At 72.6% G+C, this 22,031-nt stretch carries 16 protein-coding genes; 8 read left to right on the top strand and 8 right to left on the bottom strand.

Going from position 1 to position 22,031, the window contains the following annotated elements:
* Nucleotides 1–3 precede the first annotated feature (3 nt).
* Entirely contained in the window at nucleotides 4–1,458 is a 1,455-nt protein-coding gene (locus tag ABEB03_RS05925) for an MFS transporter (RefSeq protein ID WP_345642238.1), read from the bottom strand.
* A 119-nt stretch (nucleotides 1,459–1,577) separates the two neighbouring features.
* On the opposite strand from ABEB03_RS05925, the gene dusB reads away from it, so the two are divergent.
* The gene (gene dusB / locus ABEB03_RS05930; protein WP_345642243.1) at nucleotides 1,578–2,729 is read left to right on the top strand and encodes a tRNA dihydrouridine synthase DusB; all 1,152 of its coding nucleotides are present in this window, start codon (nucleotides 1,578–1,580) and stop codon (nucleotides 2,727–2,729) included.
* Between the two features lie 34 nt (nucleotides 2,730–2,763).
* On the opposite strand, the gene ABEB03_RS05935 is transcribed toward dusB, so the two are convergent.
* Together ABEB03_RS05935 and ABEB03_RS05940 are read right to left on the bottom strand one after the other, a co-directional pair.
* On the bottom strand, nucleotides 2,764–4,701 hold the full coding sequence (locus ABEB03_RS05935; RefSeq protein ID WP_345642247.1) for an amylo-alpha-1,6-glucosidase: 1,938 nt from the start codon (nucleotides 4,699–4,701) through the stop codon (nucleotides 2,764–2,766).
* On the bottom strand, nucleotides 4,698–6,383 hold the full coding sequence (locus tag ABEB03_RS05940) for an MGH1-like glycoside hydrolase domain-containing protein (RefSeq protein WP_425589187.1): 1,686 nt from the start codon (nucleotides 6,381–6,383) through the stop codon (nucleotides 4,698–4,700). The genes ABEB03_RS05935 and ABEB03_RS05940 overlap by 4 nt, the downstream gene beginning before the upstream one ends.
* 113 nt (nucleotides 6,384–6,496) lie before the next feature.
* Here ABEB03_RS05940 and ABEB03_RS05945 point away from each other — a divergent pair, with 113 nt between their 5' ends.
* The 3 genes from ABEB03_RS05945 to ABEB03_RS05955 all read left to right on the top strand — a co-directional run bounded on the left by ABEB03_RS05945 (nucleotide 6,497) and on the right by ABEB03_RS05955 (nucleotide 12,087).
* Nucleotides 6,497–7,747, top strand: coding sequence for an ROK family protein (locus ABEB03_RS05945; RefSeq protein WP_345642250.1), 1,251 nt, complete (start codon nucleotides 6,497–6,499; stop codon nucleotides 7,745–7,747).
* A gap of 406 nt (nucleotides 7,748–8,153) precedes the next feature.
* Nucleotides 8,154–10,895, top strand: a complete 2,742-nt coding sequence (gene ppdK, locus ABEB03_RS05950) for a pyruvate, phosphate dikinase (protein WP_425589188.1) — start codon at nucleotides 8,154–8,156, stop codon at nucleotides 10,893–10,895.
* Between the two features lie 256 nt (nucleotides 10,896–11,151).
* Nucleotides 11,152–12,087 (top strand): oxidoreductase, encoded by a 936-nt coding sequence (locus ABEB03_RS05955; protein WP_345642253.1) that lies wholly within the window; start codon nucleotides 11,152–11,154, stop codon nucleotides 12,085–12,087.
* Nucleotides 12,088–12,422: 335 nt separating this feature from the next.
* Here the strand turns inward: ABEB03_RS05955 and ABEB03_RS05960 are convergent, their stop codons facing one another.
* The 5 genes from ABEB03_RS05960 to ABEB03_RS05980 all read right to left on the bottom strand — a co-directional run bounded on the left by ABEB03_RS05960 (nucleotide 12,423) and on the right by ABEB03_RS05980 (nucleotide 18,238).
* Entirely contained in the window at nucleotides 12,423–13,202 is a 780-nt protein-coding gene (locus ABEB03_RS05960; protein ID WP_345642256.1) for an SDR family NAD(P)-dependent oxidoreductase, read from the bottom strand.
* A 71-nt stretch (nucleotides 13,203–13,273) separates the two neighbouring features.
* Complete coding sequence (locus tag ABEB03_RS05965; protein ID WP_345642259.1) at nucleotides 13,274–13,858, bottom strand: TetR/AcrR family transcriptional regulator; 585 nt, start codon at nucleotides 13,856–13,858, stop codon at nucleotides 13,274–13,276.
* A 53-nt stretch (nucleotides 13,859–13,911) separates the two neighbouring features.
* The gene (gene nirD, locus ABEB03_RS05970; protein ID WP_345642261.1) at nucleotides 13,912–14,265 is read right to left on the bottom strand and encodes a nitrite reductase small subunit NirD; all 354 of its coding nucleotides are present in this window, start codon (nucleotides 14,263–14,265) and stop codon (nucleotides 13,912–13,914) included.
* On the bottom strand, nucleotides 14,262–16,886 hold the full coding sequence (gene nirB / locus ABEB03_RS05975; RefSeq protein ID WP_345642263.1) for a nitrite reductase large subunit NirB: 2,625 nt from the start codon (nucleotides 16,884–16,886) through the stop codon (nucleotides 14,262–14,264). Before nirB ends, nirD begins: the two co-directional genes overlap by 4 nt.
* Nucleotides 16,886–18,238: an NAD(P)/FAD-dependent oxidoreductase gene (locus tag ABEB03_RS05980; RefSeq protein WP_345642266.1), complete on the bottom strand. Its 1,353-nt coding sequence runs from the start codon at nucleotides 18,236–18,238 to the stop codon at nucleotides 16,886–16,888. Before ABEB03_RS05980 ends, nirB begins: the two co-directional genes overlap by 1 nt.
* A 406-nt stretch (nucleotides 18,239–18,644) precedes the next feature.
* On the opposite strand from ABEB03_RS05980, the gene ABEB03_RS05985 reads away from it, so the two are divergent.
* The 4 genes from ABEB03_RS05985 to ABEB03_RS06000 all read left to right on the top strand — a co-directional run bounded on the left by ABEB03_RS05985 (nucleotide 18,645) and on the right by ABEB03_RS06000 (nucleotide 21,989).
* Nucleotides 18,645–19,151 carry a hypothetical protein gene (locus tag ABEB03_RS05985; protein WP_345642271.1) on the top strand — a complete coding sequence of 169 codons (507 nt, stop codon included), beginning with the start codon at nucleotides 18,645–18,647 and terminating at the stop codon, nucleotides 19,149–19,151.
* A 46-nt stretch (nucleotides 19,152–19,197) separates the two neighbouring features.
* The gene (locus ABEB03_RS05990) at nucleotides 19,198–20,475 is read left to right on the top strand and encodes a sensor histidine kinase (protein WP_345642275.1); all 1,278 of its coding nucleotides are present in this window, start codon (nucleotides 19,198–19,200) and stop codon (nucleotides 20,473–20,475) included.
* A gap of 13 nt (nucleotides 20,476–20,488) precedes the next feature.
* The gene (locus ABEB03_RS05995; RefSeq protein ID WP_345642280.1) at nucleotides 20,489–21,136 is read left to right on the top strand and encodes a response regulator transcription factor; all 648 of its coding nucleotides are present in this window, start codon (nucleotides 20,489–20,491) and stop codon (nucleotides 21,134–21,136) included.
* Between the two features lie 70 nt (nucleotides 21,137–21,206).
* On the top strand, nucleotides 21,207–21,989 hold the full coding sequence (locus tag ABEB03_RS06000) for a sulfite exporter TauE/SafE family protein (RefSeq protein WP_345642283.1): 783 nt from the start codon (nucleotides 21,207–21,209) through the stop codon (nucleotides 21,987–21,989).
* Nucleotides 21,990–22,031 lie beyond the last annotated feature (42 nt).

The following is a 22,031-nucleotide window of genomic DNA, read 5'->3' on the forward strand; positions in this document are numbered from 1 at the left end:
GCACTAGGCGCGTGCGCCCGCCGGGTCCCGTACCTCCGGGGACTCTTCCGACACCAGCCGCGCGGCCGTGTCCTCGGCCGTCCTGCGGGCCCAGCGTCCACTGGTCAGGGCGCCGAGGACGAGGACCGCGAGGCCGCACGCGGCGATGATCCACCAGCCGGGCCGGGCGGCCGACACGAAGGCGTCCCGGTAGGCCGCCCCCCGCACCCCCGACGCCAGCACGGCGCCGACCACGGCGACCCCGAGGGTGCCGCCGATCTGACGGCTGGTCGAGGCGACGGCGGCGGCGACGCCCGCCTGGGAGCGGGGCATGCCGGAGACGGCGGTGTTGGTGATGGGCGCGTTGACGAAACCGAAGCCGAGCCCGAACAGGACGTAGCCGACGACGAGCGTGACGTTCGAGGTCTCGGCCTCGAAGGCCGCGAACAGGACTCCGCTCACGGACATCGCCACGCCGGCGATCAGCAGCGGCAGGCGCGGTCCCCGGCTGCCGACCACCCGTCCCGACAGGGGGGCGCAGACGAAGCACAGGGCGGCCATCGGCAGCATCCACAGACCGGCGTGCAGCGCGTCCAGACCGCGAACGTTCTGCAGGTAGAGCGTCGACAGGAAGAGGAAGCCGCTGAGCGCGGCGAACGCGCTGACGGCTATCACCGTGGCCCCGCTGAACGGCGCGGAGCGGAAGAAGCGCAGATCGATGAGGGGCTCGGCCCGCCGCGGCTCGAACCACAGGAGGCCGAGCAGCGCGGCGACGGCGATCGCGCCGAAGGCGAGGGTCTTCGGGGCGCCGGAGCTGGGCGCCTCGATGATCGCGTACGTCAGCGAGCCGAGCAGCGCGATGACCAGCAGCTGTCCGACCGGGTCGGGGCGACGGGCCTTGGGGGCGCGGGACTCGGGGACGAAGCGCAGGGTGAGCAGCAGCGCCGCGAGGCCGACCGGGAGGTTGATCCAGAAGATCGAGCGCCAGCCGACCGAGTCGACGAGGAGGCCGCCGACCAGGGGTCCTGCGGCCATGGAGATGCCCACGACACCGCCCCACGCGCCGATCGCCCGGGCGCGCTCGCGCGGGTCGGTGAAGGTGTTGGTGATGATCGACATCGCCACCGGGTTGAGCATCGAACCGCCGACCGCCTGCACCATGCGGAAGACGACGAGGGATTCGAGGTTCGGGGCGAGGGAGCACAGGACCGAACCGAGAGTGAAGATCACCAGGCCCGCGGTGAAGACCTTGCGGCGGCCGATGCGGTCGGCGGTCGAGCCCGCGAGCATCAGCAGCGAGGCGAGGACCAGGGTGTAGGCGTCGATGGTCCACTGCAGGCCCGCGACGTCGGCGTGCAGTTCCCGCTGCATCGAGGGGAGGGCGACGTTCAGGACCGTGTTGTCCAGGCTCACGATCAGCAGGCTCATGCAGCAGATCGCGAGCACCAGCATCCGGTGGCGGTGGCTGAGCTCGGGCATCCGTCCAGCGTACGCCGTTTTCAATAGTGTGTCTAACTAATGACTGGTACACGATCTTGGCCGCGAGGGGAGACCGGATCCCCGTACGAGCACCCGCCGGCGTACGCGACAATGGGGGAATGTCCACGCCCACCCTCACCCCCGCGTCCCCTCTGTCGATCGGCCCCCACACGGTGCAGCCGCCCGTCGTCCTCGCGCCCATGGCCGGGATCACGAACGCGCCGTTCCGCACCCTGTGCCGCGAGTTCAGCGGCGGCAAGGGCCTGTTCGTCAGCGAGATGATCACCACGCGGGCGCTGGTCGAGCGCAACGAGAAGACCATGCAGCTGATCCACTTCGACGCGACCGAGAAGCCGCGCTCGATCCAGCTGTACGGCGTGGACCCCGCCACCGTCGGCAAGGCCGTCCGCATGATCGCGGAGGAGGACCTCGCCGACCACATCGACCTGAACTTCGGCTGCCCGGTCCCGAAGGTGACCCGCAAGGGCGGCGGCTCCGCCCTCCCGTACAAGCGGAACCTGCTGCGGGCGATCCTGCGCGAGGCCGTCACCGGCGCCGGCGACCTCCCGGTCACCATGAAGATGCGCAAGGGCATCGACGACGACCACATCACCTTCCTGGACGCCGGGCGGATCGCCGTCGAGGAAGGCGTCACGGCGATCGCGCTGCACGGCCGGACCGCCGCACAGCACTACGGCGGCACGGCGGACTGGGACGCCATCGCCCGCCTCAAGGAGCACGTGCCGGAGATCCCCGTCCTCGGCAACGGCGACATCTGGTCCGCCGAGGACGCGATCCGGATGGTCCGCGAGACCGGCTGCGACGGCGTCGTCGTGGGCCGCGGCTGCCTCGGCCGGCCCTGGCTCTTCGGCGACCTGGTGGCCGCCTTCGAGGGGCGCGCGGAGTTCGCCCGGCCGACGCTGCGCGAGGTCGCGGACGTCATGGTCCGCCACGCGACCCTGCTCGGCGAGTGGATCGGCGACGAGGCCCGCGGTGTCATCGACTTCCGCAAGCACGTCGCCTGGTACCTGAAGGGCTTCGCGGTCGGCTCCGAGATGCGCAAGCGCCTCGCGATCACCTCGTCGCTCGCCGAACTCTCCGAAGGGCTCGCCGAGCTGGACCTCGACCAGCCCTGGCCCGCCGGCGCGGACGGGCCCCGCGGCCGCACCTCCGGCAACAACAGGGTCGTCCTGCCGGACGGCTGGCTGAAGGACCCGTACGACTGCGCGGGGATCGGCGAGGACGCGGAACTGGACACGTCCGGGGGCTGACCCGGTCCGTGCGCCCGCGGCCGGCCGGCCCGCGCTACGCACCTCCCACGGCGGTGAGCAGCGCCAGCGGAGCCGCCGCCGACCTCGACTCCCGTACGCACGCGTGCGGGTACGGCACCGGCTCACGATGCGTGTCACGGCCGTAACCGGCGAGGACCTCGGGAAGCCGGTGCCCGGCGGCGGTGGCCGCGTCGACCAGCCCGTGCGCGACCGTGCGGGCCTCGTCGTGCAGGCCGTAGCGGGCCAGCCCCAGCGTGATCAGCGCGTTGTCGTGCGGCCAGACCGAACCACGGTGGTACGACATCGGGTGGTACGCGGGCTGCCCCGCGGCGAGCGTGCGTACGCCCCAGCCGGAGAAGAAGTCCGGTTCGAGGAGGCGGCGGCCCACCAGCTCGCCGTACTCCTTGTCCAGCAGACCGGACCACAGGAGATGACCCGCGTCCGAGGCGAGCGCGTCGACATGCCGACCGTCGCCGTCCAGCGCCAGCGCGGGGAAGCCGTGCTCGGACATCCAGAAGTCCCGCTGGAAGCGGTCGCGCAGATCGGCGGCGGCCTGTTCCAGCAGGGCCGCGTAGACCTCGTCGTCCCAGACGGTGCGCGCCAGTTGCGCGGTCCGGCGCAGGGCGTCGTACGCGTACCCCTGCGCGCCCGCCGCCATCACCGGGCCGGTGGGGCGGCTGCCGTCGGCCGAGCAGATCGCCCCCGGCGAGTCCTTCCAGTTCTGGTTGGCGAGGCCGCCCCCGTCCGCGCGGTAGACGAGATAGCCGCGCGAGGTCAGACCGCCGTGGTCGAGCATCCAGCCGATCGCCGCCCGGGCGTTGGCCTCCAGGCGGCGGGCCGGCGCCATGTCGCCGGTCTGCTCCGTGTACGCGCCGAGCAGCACCAGGAACAGCGGAGTCGCGTCGACCGAGCCGTAGTACCGCCCGTACGGCACCTGCCCGAAGTGCGCCAGTTCGCCGTGCCGCACCTCGTGCACGATCTTGCCGGGCTGGGCCACCGCGCCGGCGCCCGTCTCCGTCGCCTGGGTCGCGGCGAGCGCGGGCAGCGTGGCGGCGGCGAGCCCGGGACGGTACGGCAGGGCGAAGAGCGAGGTCAGCAGGGCGTCCCGGCCCAGCAGGGTGAGGAACCACGGGACTCCGGCCGCGGGCACCCGCAGCTCCTCGCCGTCCGGACCCGTCGCCGGGACCTGGAGCACGGCCAGGTCGGACAGTCCGCGCGCACAGGCCGCGGCCAACTCCGGCCAGCCGGTCGGGAAAGGCACCCCTTCCGCGAACTGCCCCTCGAGTTCCAGCAGTTGCTCGTTGGCGGCGGCGGGGGACAGCGGCACCCGCGGTGCCACGACGGCGCCGTGCGGACGGGCGGCGACGCGCAGCGCCAGCTCCGCCGAACCGTGCGGCTCGAGTTCGAGCGTCCACACGAGGCGGCGGGCGCCCGTGCCCGTCTCCTCCACACCGTCCGGCGCGGGCTCGGAGGTGACCGTCGTGCACGACCGCCACTCACCGCGCCGGTAGCTGAACTCCACGCCGTCGTCGAGGACCTGACGCTGTCGCACCACGCCCGTCTTCGCGTACGTGCGGTGGTCGGAGCGCAGTTCGAACTGGTCGGTGAAGTCGGCGTCCGCGGTGACCGCGATGCGGACCGTGGTGGGCGTCGGACGGTTGCTGGTGACGCGCAGCGCCTCCACGAACGCGCCCTCGGAGACCGCCTGTTCGCGGAAGAGCGTGCAGGCGGGCGGCTCCGTGCGCCCGCCGCGAGGCACCAGCACGCAGCGTGCCGTGTCGCCGTCCGCGACCGGCGTGAGCGCCTCGGGCACCGCGCCGTCGACGGTCAGCTGCCAGCGGCTGAGGTGCCGGGCGTCCCGGACGAACAACCCGTCCGGCGAGCTGCCGCCCCGCACGCCGCTGATGTCCCCGCCGTCGCCCACGGCGGCGAACGTCCCACCGTGCACGAGCAGATGATGCCGGTCCGTCATCCCCGGTCTCCTCCCTTGGCGCCCGTGTCGCATGCGCTGTGTGCCGTCGTGTCGTGTGGTGTTGCGCCCTGTGTCCTGTCGAACGCGTCGCGGCCCGCCGGGGACACGAATCGGTCCGCCCCGAACGGGTCGTGCAGCAGATCGAGCGTCAGCGCGGCCGTCCAGCTGAAGCCGAGCGCTCCGCAGGCCTCGCCGGTGTACGGGTCCACGTACTCAGCGAATCCGGACTCCTGAGCGGTGTCGAGCAGCGCGGCCCGCAGACCGTCCGCCCGCGCGTGCTCCCCGTGCAGCCGCAGGCCGCGCTCCAGCAGCCAGTTGGTGTTGAACCAGGCCGGCCCGCGCCAGTACCGGTGCGGGTCGAACGCGTCCCCCGCGAGGTCGTAGCTCGGTACGAGCCGGGTGTCGCCGCCGAGTCCGAAGTGCGGGCCGCTCGCCGTGCGGACCAGGGCGGCGGCGATGTCGCGCGGCAGCGCGGGCAGGACGATCGGCAGCAGCCCGGCGACACTGCGCTCGCGGATCAGCGCTCCACTCCCGGAGCGCCGCTCGGCGCCGTGAGCACTGCTTCGTGAGTGCCGCTCCGTGCCGTCAGCACCGCTCCGCGAACGCCGCTCCGTGCCGTGAGCACCGCTCCCGCCCCCGTCGTGCACGTCCCGGCAGAAGAACATGCCCGCCGCCGGGTCCCACAGCCGCTCCACCAGGGCCGCCGTGAGGCGTTCGGCGCGGGCGTGCCGGGCGGTGCCCGCAGCGCCCAGCTCCTGCGCGATGCACGCCAGCGCGTGCTCGGAGGCGATCAGCAACGCGTTGAACGCGGGGTCCTCGACGGCGAACGCGCCGCCCCCGTCCGCGTATCCGCCGTCCCGGTAGTCGGCGGCCAGCCGCACGTACCGCCCGTAGTCGAGATCGGTCGGCCGGTCCTCGGCGGCCCCGTGGTCGAGGTCGGCGCGGCGGAAGGAGCGGGCCGGCGCCGGGGTCACCCGGCTGAGCGGGGCGTCCCAGCAGGGGCTGTTGTCCATGCCCTGCTCCCAGGGATGGACCACGGAGGCGAGGCCGCCGCCGCCCAGGTCCCTGCGGTGCAGGAGATAGCGGTGCCAGGCCGCGAGGCGGGGATACATCCGGGGGAGGAACGCGCGCGCCCACGACAGCCCCGGGTCCGCGCGGTGCACCAGCCAGACGGCGAGCGCGTGCACCGGTGGCTGCACGATGCCCGACGTCTGTACGGTGCGCGGGGCACCCGCAGCGCGCCCCGCGGTCGAGGAGCGCCAGAAGTCGGGGCTCGGGAAGTACGCGTCCAGCGGGACGGAGGGGTTGAACACGATGTGCGGGACGCGCCCGTCGGCCCACTGCGCGCCGAGCAGGGTCTCCAACTCCGTCTGGGCACGCAGCGGGGACAGGTGGCGCAGGCCGATCGCGATGAACGCGGAGTCCCAGGACCACTGGTGCGGGTACAGGCCGCGCGAGGGCACCGTGGACGTGCCGGTCCAGTTGTCGTCGAGGACGCGCGCGGCCCCGAGGTGCAGGGAACCGGCCGGACCGGCAGGGTCGTATACAAGTGATCCGGACCGGGAGATTCCGCCCGTGCCGGGCGGGAGTGGCGGGCCGGAGGCGTGTGCGGGAGTGCCGGAGGTGTGCAGGGGGGTGGCGGTCCCCGTGCGCAGGGCGGTGAGCTGGGTTGTGCGGTCCACTCAGGTCTCCCCGAAGACGTCCGGCCGACCGGTTCGGCAGTGGCTACCGTAGGGTTACGTCTATTTAACACGCAAAACTCAATATGTAATGCAGAGTTGAGGAACGCAAGGGGGTGCGCGTGACGGGAAGGGCAGGGAGAACCGTGAAGGCCTCACATCAGGCGAGCGCCGGAGATCTGCTCGAACTGGTGCGCAGCGGCAGGGCCACCACGCGAGGTGCGCTCCAGCAGGCCACCGGTCTGTCCCGCGCCACGGTCGGCCAGCGGCTCGACCGGCTCTTCCGCGCGGGCTGGCTGCGTGAGGGCGCCGGCGGTCCCGTCGACTCGCCCCTCGGGGGCCGCCCCTCCATCACTCTGGAGTTCGACGACGAGCACGCCGTCGTCCTGGCCGCCGACCTCGACACCCGGCACGGCCGGGCGGCCCTCCTCACGCTGACCGGCGAGATTCTGGCCGAGCGGACGGGCGTCCTGGTGGTCGACGAGGGTCCGGAGGCGGTCCTGGACGAACTGGGGCGCTGGTTCGCCGGCCTGCTGGAGGTGGCCGGGCAGCGCGCGGACGCGGTGTGCGGCATCGGCCTCGCGGTGCCGGGTCCGGTCGACAGCGACACCGGCCGCGTGGTGCAGCCGCCGATCATGCCGGGCTGGGACGGCTACGACATACGGGGTCGCCTGGGCCGTGCCTTCGCCGAACACGCCGGCCCCCGCACGGCCCCGGGCGCCGGGCGGGCGGCGGTCCCCGTCCTCGTGGACAACGACGCCAACCTCATGGCGTACGGCGAACAGCGCACCGGCTATCCGGACTGCTCGGCGTTCGCCCTGGTCAAGGTCTCCACCGGGATAGGCGCGGGCATGGTCGTGGGCGGCAGCATCTACCGGGGCGTCGACGGAGGCGCGGGCGACATCGGGCACATCCGGGTGGGCGCCGACGCGCTGTGCCGGTGCGGCTCGTACGGCTGCCTGGCCGCCGTCGCGAGCGGTGGCGCGGTGGCGCGCCGGCTCGCCGAGGCGGGGGTGCCCGCCGCGTCCGGCTCGGACGTGCGGGACCTGCTGGCGGCCGGACATCCCGAGGCGATGGCGCTCGCGCGGGAGGCGGGACGGCAGGTCGGCGACGTGCTCGCCACCGTGGTGACGCTGCTCAACCCCGGCGTGCTGATGATCGCCGGTGATTTGGCCGGAACTCCCTTCCTCACGGGTGTGCGTGAGCTCCTCTACCAGCGGGCGCTGCCCCGTTCCACCGCTCATCTGGACGTGGTGACCTCGCGGCTCGGTGAGCGGGCGGGGCTGGTGGGGGCGGGTGCGCTGGTCGTGGAGCACCTGTACGCGCCGGAGCGGGCCGAGGAGCGGCTGGCCGCGCTCGGTGTGTGACCGCCGTGTGTCGTGTCCGCGAACGGGTCCGCATGGTGAAATCCGGACGTCCTCATCGGCGTGATTCTCGCCACCCTTGATAGGGGTACTGCTCAGATGAGCGGATCTTGGGCGACTGCACTTCCCTAAGGGGTGGCACTCAGTGCCACCCCTTGATCGTTCATCGATTGAACTCAGGCGTGCTGAAGCCCGCTCATGTGAGCGCTCATGAGGGGTCGTGGAGGATCATGCGTTCAAGAAGTGAAAACATCCGGGCCCCGGCGCTTGCCAAGCTTTGACTTTCGATCTGCTGGCGGACGAGTGGTTACAGGCGCATGACGCGCAAGTGGACGTACCCAGGCGCCTTCGATCTGGGTATGTTCCTCGCCGTCAGGGCAGCCACCGCGACGTCGAGGAGTCGAGACGCGTGTCGGAAAACAAGGATCTTCACGTAGCCGAGAACGGCGTCGAAGGCGTGAAGTTCGTTTATGACTTCACCGAGGGCAACAAGGACCTCAAGGACCTCCTCGGCGGCAAGGGTGCAAACCTCGCCGAGATGACCAACCTGGGTCTTCCCGTCCCTCCGGGTTTCACGATCACGACCGAGGCGTGCAAGACGTACCTCGACAGCGGCGAGGAGCCCGCGGCACTGCGTGACGAGGTGAGTGCACACCTCGAAGCCCTCGAGACGAAGATGGGCAAGAAGCTCGGCCAGGCCGACAACCCTCTGCTCGTGTCCGTCCGCTCCGGGGCGAAGTTCTCCATGCCGGGCATGATGGACACCGTTCTGAACATCGGCCTCTCCGACAAGTCGGTCCAGGGCCTCGCCAAGCAGGCCGGCGACGACCGCTTCGCGTGGGACTCGTACCGCCGCCTCATCCAGATGTTCGGCAAGACGGTCCTCGGTGTGGACGGTGAGCTCTTCGAGGAGGCGCTGGACGCCGCGAAGGACGCCAAGAAGGTCACGGTCGACACCGACCTCGAGGCGGCCGACCTGAAGAAGCTCGTCACCAAGTTCAAGAAGATCGTCAAGACCGAGGCCGGCCGCGACTTCCCGCAGGACCCGCGCGAGCAGATGGACCTCGCCATCAAGGCGGTCTTCGACTCGTGGAACGGCGACCGCGCGAAGCTGTACCGCCGCCAGGAGCGCATCCCGCACGACCTGGGCACCGCCGTCAACATCTGTTCCATGGTCTTCGGCAACCTGGGCCCGGACTCCGGCACCGGCGTCGCCTTCACCCGTGACCCCGCCAGCGGCCACCAGGGCGTGTACGGCGACTACCTGCAGAACGCGCAGGGCGAGGACGTCGTCGCGGGCATCCGCAACACGGTCCCGCTCGCCGAGCTGGAGTCGATCGACAAGAAGTCGTACGACCAGCTGATGCAGATCATGGAGACCCTGGAGAACCACTACAAGGATCTCTGCGACATCGAGTTCACCATCGAGCGCGGCCAGCTGTGGATGCTCCAGACCCGCGTCGGCAAGCGCACGGCGGGCGCGGCCTTCCGTATCGCCACGCAGCTGGTGGACCAGGGTCTGATCGACGAGGCCGAGGCGCTGCAGCGCGTCACCGGCGCCCAGCTCGCCCAGCTGATGTTCCCGCGCTTCGACGAGCACGCGAAGGTCGAGCAGGTCGGCCGAGGCATCGCGGCCTCGCCGGGCGCGGCGGTCGGCAAGGCGGTCTTCGACTCGTACACCGCGGTGAAGTGGTCGCGTTCCGGGGAGAAGGTCATCCTGGTCCGCCGGGAGACCAACCCCGACGACCTCGACGGCATGATCGCGGCCGAGGGCATCCTGACCTCGCGCGGCGGCAAGACCTCGCACGCGGCCGTCGTCGCGCGCGGCATGGGCAAGACCTGTGTCTGCGGCGCCGAGGAGCTGGAGGTCGACACCAAGCGCCGCCGGATGACCGTGCCCGGTGGGCACGTCGTCGAGGAGGGCGACCTCATCTCGATCGACGGCTCCAGCGGCAAGGTGTACCTCGGTGAGGTCCCCGTCGTCCCGTCGCCGGTCGTCGAGTACTTCGAGGGCCGGATGCACGCCGGCGCCAACGACGCCGACGAGCTGGTCGAGGCCGTGCACCGGATCATGGCCTTCGCCGACCGCAAGCGCAGCCTGCGCGTCCGTGCCAACGCCGACAACGCCGAGGACGCGCTGCGCGCCCGTCGCTTCGGCGCCCAGGGCATCGGCCTGTGCCGCACCGAGCACATGTTCCTCGGCGACCGGCGCGAGCTGGTCGAGCGGCTGATCCTGGCCGACACGGACGCCGAGCGCGAGGAGTCCCTCAAGGCGCTGCTCCCGCTCCAGAAGCAGGACTTCGTCGAGCTGTTCTCCGCGATGGACGGCCTGCCCGTCACCGTCCGGCTGCTCGACCCGCCGCTGCACGAGTTCCTGCCCGACATCACCGAGCTGTCGGTGCGCGTCGCGCTCGCCGAGTCCCGCAAGGACCCGCACGAGAACGAGCTGCGGCTGCTCCAGGCGGTGCACCGCCTGCACGAGCAGAACCCGATGCTGGGTCTGCGTGGCGTACGCCTCGGCCTGGTCATCCCCGGTCTGTTCACGATGCAGGTCAGGGCGATCGCGGAGGCCGCCGCCGAGCGCAAGAACGCGAAGGGCGACCCGCGCGCCGAGATCATGATCCCGCTCGTCGGCACCGTCCAGGAGCTGGAGATCGTCCGCGAGGAGGCCGACCAGGTCATCGCCGAGGTGCAGGCAGCGACCGGTACGGAGCTGAAGCTCGCCATCGGCACGATGATCGAGCTGCCGCGCGCCGCGCTGACCGCCGGTCAGATCGCCGAGGCGGCCGAGTTCTTCTCCTTCGGCACGAACGACCTGACGCAGACCGTGTGGGGCTTCAGCCGGGACGACGTGGAGGCCTCCTTCTTCACGGCCTACCTGGAGAAGGGCATCTTCGGAGTCTCCCCCTTCGAGACGATCGACAGGGACGGCGTCGGCTCCCTGGTGAAGTCCGCGGCCAAGGCCGGCCGCGAGACGCGCCCCGACCTGAAGCTCGGCGTCTGCGGCGAGCACGGCGGCGACCCCGAGTCGGTCCACTTCTTCCACGAGGTCGGGCTCGACTACGTCTCCTGCTCGCCGTTCCGGATCCCGGTGGCCCGCCTGGAGGCGGGGCGCGCGGCGTCCTCCTCGAAGGGCAGTGACCACCGCTAGGGGGCTTCGTTCGGATCAGCCCAGGGTCGACCTGATCCGAAAGACACCCTCAAGGCCCTGAGGGCCTGTCCCGGCCCCGGGACCGCCGTCGGTCCCCGACCCTCACCGACGGCGGTGGTCCCGGTGCACGAAGAGAGGGCGGTACCCCTGTGCGGGGGGTGCCGCCCTCTCCGCCTGCCCGGGGACGGGACGGCGCGTACCGTGAGCGCGTGGACCGTGATCGTCGAGGGCGCGGGAACCGGAGAGGGAATCCGTCATGACCGGGTGGAACGCGGGCGACATCCCCGACCAGAGCGGGCGCACCGCGGTGGTCACCGGGGCCAACAGCGGCCTCGGCTTCGTGACCGCGCGGGAGCTGGCCCGGCGCGGCGCCCGGGTCGTCCTGGCCTGCCGGAGCGCGGCGCGCGGCACCGCGGCCCGCGAGCGGCTCGTCTCGGAAGTGCCCGCGGCGGACGTGCAGTTCCTGCCGCTGGACCTCGGGGAGTTGGCCTCCGTCAGGGAGTTCGCGGCCGGGTACGCCGGCGCGTACGAGCGGCTCGACCTCCTCGTCAACAACGCCGGGGTCATGGCGCTGCCCGAGGGCCGCACCGGCGACGGCTTCGAGACCCAGTTCGGCGTCAACCACCTCGGCCATTTCGCGCTCACCGGGCTCCTGCTCCCCGCGCTGCTGCGGACACCCGGCGCGCGGATCGTGACCGTGTCGAGCATGGTGCACGCGCTGGCGAACATCGACATCGACGACCTGGACAGCGAGCGCGGCCGCTACCGCAAGTGGATCGCCTACGCCCGCTCCAAGACCGCCAACCTGCTGTTCACGCACGAGCTGGCGCGTCGGCTGGCCGCCGCCGGCTCGGACGTCGTCGCGGCCGCCGCGCACCCCGGCTACGCCGCCACCAACCTCCAGGCCGCCGGGCCCAGGATGGAAGGCCGCAAGGGAGCCGAGCGGCTGATGGAGGCCGGCAACCGGCTCTTCGCGCAGAGCGCCGAGGCCGGGGCGCTGCCCTCGCTGTACGCCGCCACCGCGCCCCGGGTGGCGCCCGACTCCTTCACCGGCCCGTCGCTGGCGATGTGGCGGGGCGCGCCCGCGCCGTCGTGGCGGGCGCCGTGGACCCGCGACGACCGGGCGGGGGAGCGACTGTGGGCCGCCTCGGAGCGGCTGACGAGCGTCACCTACGACGCGATCGAGGCGTGACGCCACCGGCCGCGGGAGCCGCCCCGCGGCCGGGACGGTGCCCGGGCCCTGCCGGCCCGCCCGCGCCGGGTGGCGGACCGTGCCCGGGTGACGGCCCGCGCCCGGCCGACGGCCCGAGCGCACGGCACACCCGGGCCGAGAGGGTCGGCCGGTAGGCCGAGGCGGGCCTGTGGGTCGGGATGGGCCCGTGGGTCGGGATGGGCCCGTGGGTCGGGATGGGCCTGTGGGTCGGGGTGGGCCCGTGGGTCGGGGTGGGCCTGTAGGTCGGGGTGGGCCCGTGGGTCGGGGTGGGCCCGTGGGTCGGGGTGGGCCCGTGGCCCGGGGTGGGCCCGGGGTCAGAGCGAGCCGCCGCCGTCGAGCACCAGGTCCGTGCCGACCGTCGAGGCCGCGTCGTCCGAGGCCAGGTACAGGATCGCCGCGGCCGCCTCCTCGGTCCGCGCCACCCGGCCGAGCGGCAGGTCGTGCCGCAGCCGCTCCGCGCGACCCGCCTCGGTCTCACCGGGACGCAGCGACATGGTGGTGGCGGTGGCGCCCGGGCTGACGACGTTGATGCGGACACCCTCCCGGATGTGGTCCAGGGCGGCACCGCGGCTGAGCGCGGTCACGGCGGCCTTGGTCGCGGAATAGGCGGCGGCACCCGCGGAGGCCGTGTGCGCGCCGAACGTCGAGGAGACGTTGACGATCGCGCCGCCCGACGGCTGGGTCCGCATCCGGGCGATCTCGGCCCGCAGGGCCAGGAACACGCCGGTGACGTTGATGCCGAGCTGGGTGTGCCAGTCGCCCTCCGCCAGGTCGGCCAGGGGCCGGCCGCCCCGGAAGACACCCGCGTTGTTGACCGCCACGTCGAGCGAGCCGAAGTGCTCCACGGTGGCCCGGACCAACTCCTCCGCGTCGGCGGCGCGGGAGACGTCCGCCGGCACCGCGAGGGCCTTGCCGCCCTGCTCCTCGATCAGCCGGACGGTCTCGGCCAGGGGCTCCGCCCGCCGTCCGGCCACGACGACCCGGGCGCCCTCCGCGGCGAGGGCGAGCGCCGTGGTGCGGCCGATGCCGGAACCGGCGCCCGTGACGAGGGCGGTCCGGTCGGTGAAGCGGTTGCCGGTGCTCCGAGTGGTCATGATCTCCCCTTTTTTGACCGATCGTTTCAATATGAAGACGAGAAAAGGCCCTCCGAAGGAGGGCGCGCAATTCAGTCGAGCAGGGCCAGGGCCTGTTCCGCCGCATCCTGGACGCGGGCCGGGTCCGACGAGGCCTTGCCGACCACCCGCAGGCCCTGCATCAGGACCAGGAGCATGCGGGCCAGGGCGAGCGGATCGCGGCCCGGGGGCAGTTCGCCCTGGGCCTGGGCGCGCACCAGTGCCGTGTGCAGGACGGTCTCCAGCTGGTCCCAGTTGCGCTCGACGCGCCGGGCGGACGCCGGGTCGTGCGGGGCGAGTTCGGCCGCCGTGTTGGTGACCAGGCAGCCGCTTCGGCGCAGTTCCTCATGGGCGGCCTCGGTCGCGTAGCTCCGCACGACCGCCCGTACGGCCGGCAGCGCGGGGCCCGGCTGCGACAACTCCCGCACGATCCGGGTGAGTCCCGTCTGCTCGTACCGGTCGAACGCCTTCAGGTACAGCTCGTGCTTGCTGCCGAACGTCGCGTACAGACTCGCCCGGCCGATGCCGAGGTGCTCCACCAGGTCGGCCATCGAGGTCGCCTCGTAGCCGCGCCGCCAGAACAGCTCCAGGGCTGCCCGCAGCGCGGCGTCCGGGTCGAACTCCTTGGTCCTGGCCATGCAGGTGACCGTAAGTCATTCAAGAACGATCGGTCAAGAAGAGCGGTGGCCGCTCAGGCGGCGCGCACCTCGTACACCGCCACGCCGACCGAGTCGTCGTCCAGGCAGCGTCCCGACTCCAGGTCGAAGCGCTGCTTGAGGAGCGGGGAGGCGACGAACGGGCGGCCCCGGTGGGTGCCGGTCAGGCCGCGGGAGAGCACCGCCGCGCCGGTGAACGGGTCACGGTTGTCGACGGCGTACGTCCGCCCCGCGCGGTCGGTGAACAGCGCGACCTGACGGCCGTCGGGCAGCAGCGCGGCGACTCCGCGGCCCGGGGTCAGCAGGGACGGGTCGCAGACCGTGAACCAGCCGTCCTCCAGCAGGAGCTGGAGCTTGACGGCCGTGGTCGTCTCGGGTGCCAGGGTCATCGCTGGGCGCTTCCTTCCAGGAACGGGGTCTCGCCTGCTCGAGCGGAGCCGAGAGCTTGGGGACGGGTGCCGATGGTCAGCAGCGGCAGGTCGGGCTTGATCTGGTCGCGCTCGGGGATGAACCCGACGACCGGGTCGGGGGTGTCCGGGGCGTTCACGAAGGACACGAACCGGGCCAGCTTCTCCGGGTGGTTGATGGTCTCGGCCCACTCGTCGCGGTAGTTCGCCACGTGCGCCGACATCAGCGACTCCAGCTCCTCGCAGATGCCCAGCGAGTCGTGGACCACCACGTCCCGCACGTGGTCGAGGCCGCCCGGGATCCGCTCCAGCCAGGTCGAGGTCCGCTCCAGCCGGTCGGCGGTGCGGATGTAGAACATCAGGAACCGGTCGATCAGGCGCACGAGTTCGGCGTCGCTCAGGTCCTGGGCGAGCAGATCCGCGTGGCGCGGGGTGGCACCGCCGTTGCCGCCGACGTACAGGTTCCAGCCGTTGGAGGTGGCGATCACGCCGAAGTCCTTGGACTGCGCCTCGGCGCACTCGCGGGCGCAGCCGGACACCGCCGACTTGAGCTTGTGCGGGGACCTGAGCCCCCGGTACCGCAGCTCCAGGTCGATCGCCATGCGCACCGAGTCCTGGACGCCGTACCGGCACCAGGTCTGGCCCACGCAGGACTTGACGGTGCGCAGGGACTTTCCGTACGCGTGACCGGACTCGAAGCCGGCGTCCACCAGCCGCGCCCAGATCAGCGGCAGCTGCTCGACGCGCGCGCCGAACATGTCGATGCGCTGGCCGCCGGTGATCTTCGTGTAGAGCCCGAAGTCCCGGGCCACCTCGCCGATCACGATGAGCTTCTCGGGAGTGATCTCACCGCCGGGGATGCGCGGGACGATCGAGTACGAGCCGTTCCTCTGGAGATTGGCGAGGAAGTGGTCGTTGGTGTCCTGGAGCGCGGCCTGCTCACCGTCCAGGACGTACCCGTCGGCGCCGATGGTCGGCGCGAGGGAGGCGATGATCGAACCGACGGCCGGCTTGCAGATCTCGCACCCCTCGCCACCACGGGCCTCCTCGCGGCCGTGCCGGTCCAGCAGCATCTGGTACGAGGTGATCCGCAGGGCGAGGACGATCTCGTACAGCTCCTCGCGGGTCTGCCCGAAGCAGCCGCACAGCCCGTGGTCGACCGCGACCCCGCTCGCCTCCAGCTCGTCGTTGACGAGCTGGCCGAGCACCTTGACGCAACTACCGCACCCGGTGCCCGCCTTGGTGCACTTCTTGACCTCCGGCACCGTGGTGCAGGAGTGCTCGGTGACCGCGCCGCGGATCGTGCCCTTGGTGACGTTGTGGCAGGAGCAGACGACCGCGGAGTCGGGCAGCGCGGAAGGGCCGAGCGCCACGGGCGCGCCCGCGCCCGCCGGCAGCACCAGTTGCTCGGGCGCGACGGGAGGAACCGAACCGGTCAGGGCGCGCAGCGTGCCGTAGGCCTCCGCGTCACCGACCAGGATGCCGCCGAGCAGCTCGCCGTCCCGGCCGATGACCAGCTTCTTGTACGTGCCCGACCGCGAGTCGGCATAGACGACGTCGAGACAGTCCGCGGTGGCACCGTGCGCGTCGCCGAAGGAGGCGACGTCGACGCCGAGGAGCTTGAGCTTGGTGGAGAGGTCGGCGCCGGTGAAGCTCGCCTCGTCGGCGGCGATCGTGGCGGCGACGGTCTCGGCCATCTCGTAACCGGGCGCGACCAGGCCGTACACACGGCCGTCGGAGGCGAGGGCGCACTCGCCGATCGCGAACACCCGCGGGTCGGAGGTGCGGCACTGGGCGTCGACCGTGACGCCGCCGCGCTCACCGACCGCGAGCCCGGTGTCGCGGGCCAGCTGGTCCCGGGGCCGCACTCCCGCCGAGAACACCACGAGGTCCGTGGGGAGTTCGGAGCCGTCGGACAGCCTCATGCCGGTCACGGCGCCGTCGTCCCCGGTGACGATCTCCTGCGTTCCGGTGCCCGTGTGCACCGTCAGACCCATGTCCTCGATGGTGCGCAGGAGCGCCGCGCCACCACCGTCGTCGACCTGCACCGGCATGAGCCGGGGCGCGAACTCCACGATGTGCGTGGACAGTCCGAGCCCCTTGAGGGCACCGGCCGCCTCCAGTCCGAGCAGTCCGCCGCCGACCACCGCGCCGGTCGTGGCCCGCGCCTTCGCGTACTCCTCGATGGCCAGCAGGTCCTCGATCGTGCGGTAGACGAAGCAGCCCTCGGCGTCCTTGCCGGGGACCGGCGGGACGAAGGGGTAGGAGCCGGTGGCCAGGACGAGCGTGTCGTACGCGACCGTCAGACCCGAGCGGGCCGTGACCTTCCGCGCCGCACGGTCGATCGACTCGGCCGGGTCGCCGAGGTGCAGCTCGATGCCGTGCTCCTCGATGAACTCCGTCTCGGTGAGGGAGAGCTCCTCCGGGGTGCGGCCCGAGAAGTACGAGGTGAGCTGGACCCGGTCGTAGGCCGGGCGGGGCTCCTCGCAGAGCACGACCACGCGGTGCGTGGCGGTCAGCCCGCGCTCGGCGAGCGCTTCGAGGAAGCGCTGGCCGACCATGCCATGGCCGACGAGCACGATCGTGGGGGTGTCCATGGACATCAGGAGCCTCCGTCGTTGGTGAGCAGGTGGAGCAGTGGTGCGCCGTCCCCGGGGAGCGGCTCCGCTCCCTCCCAGGCGCGGGCGAGGGCACCGACCGTGCCCAGGTCGCCGACGAGCACGCCGCCGACCACCCGGTCGTCGCGGACGACGACCTTGCGGTAGGTGCCGCGGGTGGCGTCGGTGAGCTGGACGACGTCGTCCCCGGGACGGGGGTCGGGTTCGCCGAACGCGGCGAGGTCGAAGGGGGCGCGGCCGCCCGCGAGGGTGAGCCGGGTCAGCGACCGGGTCCCCGTGTAGCGGGCGGCGGAGCTCGCCGCGGCGCCCTGAGCGTGCCGGGCGCCGGAGCCGTCCGCGGCGCCCTGACCGTCCGCGCCCGCGGCCTCGGCGGCGATCAGCCCGGCCAGCACGTCCGCCTGTTCGAGGGCCGGAGCGGCCAGACCGTAGACCGTCCCGTCGTACTGGACGCAGTCGCCGATCGCCCGGATGTGCGGGTCGGACGTGCGCAGTTCGTCGTCGACGAGGATTCCCTTGTGGACCGCGAGCCCCGCCTGCTGGGCGAGTCCCGTACGCGGGTGGACACCGCAGGCGAGGACCACGAGGTCGGCGTCGAGGGCGTAGCCGTCGGCCATCTCCACCGAACGGACCGCGCCGCCGACACAGCGCACGTCACGCACCCGGCACTCGGTGTGCACCTCCACCCCGAGGCCGGTGAGGTGCCGGTGGACCAGGCGGGAGGCCGCCGGGTCCAGCTGGCGCTCCATGAGCCGCTCGGACTGCTGTGCCAGCACCACCTGGGCACCGCGCACCGCGAGGGCGCGGGCGGCCGAGACGCCGAGGAGTCCGCCGCCGATCACCACGGCGCGGGTGCCCTCCCGCACGGCCTTCGACAGGCCCAGGCAGTCGTCCATGGTGCGGAACGCGTGGACGCCCTCAGGAAGTTCGTGCCCGCCTTGCGCGAACAGTCCGCGCAGCGGCGGGAGGACCGGGTTCGAGCCCGTCGCGAGGACCAGCGTGTCGTATGCGATCTGCGAGCCGTCCGCGCAGCGCAGGGTGCGCGCGGCCCGGTCGATGCCGGTGACCCGGGTGCGGACCAGGCCGCCCGGCGCCGGGAGGGCGATCACCTCGGGCGCGTACCGCCCGGCCAGGACCTCGGCGAGCAGGACGCGGTTGTACGGTGCGTGCTCCTCCTCGCCCACGAGCACCACGGAGACGCCGGGCACGACGGGTGCGGCGGGGCCGCCGGCAGTGACGAGAGCGGGGCCGCCGGACGCGCCGAGCTCCGCGAGCCGCCGGGCGAGCCGTACGCCCGCGAGCCCGGCGCCGATCACCACCACACGCGTATTCGAGGTCATGACCACACGGTGCGGTGCCGGTGTTACCCGGCAGGATCACGACTGTTTCCCGGGAGGAACGCTGCCCTCAGCGGTACCGGACCCCGGGTGTGAGGCTTCGGGTCGTGGACCGGACCCCGGGTGTGAGGCTTCGGGTCGTGGACCGGACCCCGGGTGTGAGGCCTCGGAGCCGTGACGGGCAGCGGGTGTGAGGCCGCCGCCCGTCCCGCCGGAGCAGAGGTGAGGGTCCGCGGCCGTGCGGCGAGATCATCGAGCACCCTCGGCCGGCCCGGCCCGGCCGGGCCGGGAGTGGGGAGGTGGGGTTGACCGAACCCCCGGTCTCCGTGCGGGCACCATCGAACGCGCCGCCCACGCACGCAACCCTTGAGGTGCCGGACCACACCAGCTCACCCACAGGGGGACCACCATGACCGCCACCCGCGGACTCCAGCCGCCGCCCGCACACGACGACACCGCCGTACGCGTCTGGCGGTTCGTCCGCGAACCCTTCACCGCGGGCACATGGCGCCGCGTCGCCTACGCGCTGCTGGCCTTCCCGGTCGGCGTGGCGTGCGTGCCGCTGTCGCTGCTGGGCGCTCCGACCGGGCGCTGGCAGCGCGGTCTGCTGCGCCGCTTCCTCGGCCCCCGCCCGGCCGGCTCCTCGGGCGGCCTCGCCCACGCGCTCCTCGCGACCCCCCTCAACCTCCTGGTCCTCGCCGTCACCGGGTACGGCTGGTCCCTCGTGCCGATGAACCTGGGCTGGCCCCTGCGCGCCGGCTCCGACTACGCGGACGCCTGGGGAGGGCCCACCTTCGCCGGCGCCTGGGCCTTCCACGCCGTCGTCGGCGGCCTCGGCTTCCTGCTGGTCATGCCCTGGCTCGGCCGCGCCATGGCGGCCGTCCAGCTCCGTGTCGCGTCGGCCCTCCTGCCGTGACCGCCCCGCGAGACCCCCGGCTCTCCGAGACTTCTAGGTTGATCCCATGAAGCAGCTCCGCGCCGTGCTCGCCCTCCCGTTCGGGCGGCGGGCCCTCGCGGCCCTCCTCTACGGCCTGATCGCCTTCCCGCTCGCTCTCGTCGGCTTCGTCCTCACTCTCGTGGGGCTGCTGGTCGGCGGCGTCCTGTCGATCACCACGCTCGGACTGTGGCTGATCGCCGTCACCGTGCGCGGAGCGCTGGCGCTCGGCAGGCTGCAACGCGCGCTGGCACGGCGGCTGCTCGGGCTGGAGATCGAGGACGCGCAGCGCCGCACCGGCAGCGGCATCCTCGGCTGGCGCCGGGCCCTGCTCGCCGACCGCGGCGGATGGCGCGCCGTCGCCTGCGCGCTGGCGACGCCCTTCACCGCGGTCTTCGGACTCGTCACCGTCGTCATCGGCTACGTATACGGCGTCCTGCTGACCCTGCATCCCCTGCTCAGGAACTGGAACTACGACACCCGGCGGGCCCCGGACGGCACGGAGCACCGTGTGTCACTGGAGTTCTTCGGCTTCCAGGTCGACTCCTGGCCCCGCTGGCTGATCCCCGTGACCCTCGGGCTGCTGCTCCTCGCCACCGCGTCCTGGCTGCTGCGCCACGCCCTCGCCCCGCACCGCGCCCTGCTCACCGCGCTGCTCGGACCCGATGCCGCCGACCGCCGCATCCGCACCCTGGAGGAGACCCGCGCGCAGGCCGTCGAGGACGCGGCGGCGACCCTGCGCCGGATCGAACGCGATCTGCACGACGGCACCCAGGCCCGGCTCGTCGGCCTCGCCATGCACCTCACGATGATCAAGGAGCTGATCGGCACGGGAGCCACCCCGCAGCACATCCTCACGGTGGTCGACACCGCGCAGGGCAACGCCACCCAGGCCATCGCCGACCTGCGTCACCTCGTCAAGGGCATCCACCCGCCCGTGCTCGACCAGGGCCTCGACACCGCCCTGGCCACCCTCGCCGCGGACAGCGCCCTGCCCGTCGAGGTCCGGGCCGACATCGCGGACCGGCCCAGCCCGGCCGTCGAGTCGATCGCGTACTTCTGCGCCGCCGAGCTCCTCGCCAACGCGGCCAAGCACAGCGCGGCGAGCGCCGCCGCCGTGACCGTGACCGCCCGGGACGGACTGTTGCGGCTGACCGTGCGCGACGACGGACGCGGGGGAGCGGTGATCGGCGCGGGCTCCGGCCTGACCGGGCTGCGCACCCGGGCCCGTACCGTCGACGGCACGCTCACCTGTGACAGCCCGCCGGGAGGTCCTACCGTGGTCACGGTCGAACTGCCCTGCTGATCCGGAAGGTCATATGCGCGTCGTCATCGCCGAGGACTCCGCCCTGCTGCGCGACGGGCTGGCCCAGCTGCTCCGGTTGCGCGGGGTGGAGGTCGCCGCCGCCGTGGGGGACGCGGAGACGCTGCTGACGGCGGTGTCCGAGCACCGGCCGGACGTCGCCGTCGTCGACATCCGGCTGCCGCCCACACAGACGGACGAGGGGGTACGGGCCGCCGTACGGCTGCGCGCGGACCACCCCGGCACCGGGGTGCTGGTCTTCTCGCAGTACGTCGAGACCACGTACGCGGCGCAACTGCTCAGCGAACCGGCCGGGTTCGGCTACCTGCTGAAGGAACGCGTCGTCGACATCGGTGAATTCGTGGACGCCATGGAGCGTGTCGCCCGCGGCGGTACGGCCCTCGACCCGGAGGTGGTCGCGCAGCTCTTCGGCGCGAGCCGCCGGGCGGGCGCCCTCGACACGCTCACCCCCCGGGAGCGGGAGGTCCTCGCACTGATGGCCGAGGGCCGCACGAACCACGCGATCGCCGCCTCCTTCACCGTCTCCGAGCGGGCCGTCGAGAAGCACGTCGCCAACATCTTCGTGAAGCTGGACCTGCCGCCGTCGGACACCGGCAACCGCCGGGTCCTCGCGGTCCTGCGCTATCTGGACTCGGTGCGCTGAAGCTCAGAAGTCGCTCAAGGTTCACCGGATCGATGGACTGCACATCTACCTCGTCCGTAGGGTCGCGATCATGCCCGACATATCGCTGACCATGGTCGTCGTCCTCTGCCTCGCCTCGCTGGCGGCCGGCTGGATCGACGCGGTGGTGGGCGGCGGCGGGCTGCTCCTGCTCCCCGCGCTGCTGCTCGGACTGCCGAGCGGCACCCCGGCGGCGTACGCGCTCGGCACCAACAAGGCGGTGGCGATCGTCGGCACGACCGGCGCGGCGGTGACGTACGCGCGCAAGGCGCCCGTCGACGTGCGCCTCGCGGTGCGGATCGGGCTCGCGGCGCTCGCCGGTTCCACGGCGGGCGCGTTCGTCGCGGCCGGGCTGAGCACGGACGTGCTCAAGCCGGTCGTCATGGTCGTCCTGCTCGGTGTCGGCGCCTTCGTGATCCTCAGGCCCGCCTTCGGCACGGCGCCCCCGACGACGCCCGTCTCCGCGCGCCGCGTCCTCGCGGCGATCGGGCTGGCGGGCCTCGGCATCGGCTTCTACGACGGGCTCATCGGCCCCGGCACGGGCACGTTCCTCGTGCTCGCCCTCACCGCGCTCCTCCACCTCGACCTGGTGACCGCCTCCGCCACCGCCAAGATCGTCAACTGCTGCACCAACGCGGGTGCCCTCGCGACCTTCGCCTGGAAGGGCACGGTGCACTGGCAGCTCGCCGCGCTGATGGCCGTCTTCAATCTGGTCGGCGGCACCGTCGGGGCACACACCGCGCTCAAGAAGGGCAGCGGGTTCGTCCGCGTCGTGCTGCTGACGGTGGTGTTCGCGCTGGTGGCGAACATGGCCTACCAGCAGTGGGTCGCCTAGGGGTTTGGTTCGGATCGGCTCGGACCAGGCCGCGGCGTCCGG

The sequence above is a fragment of the Streptomyces siamensis genome (assembly GCF_039543605.1).
GTDB lineage: Bacteria > Actinomycetota > Actinomycetes > Streptomycetales > Streptomycetaceae > Streptomyces > Streptomyces siamensis.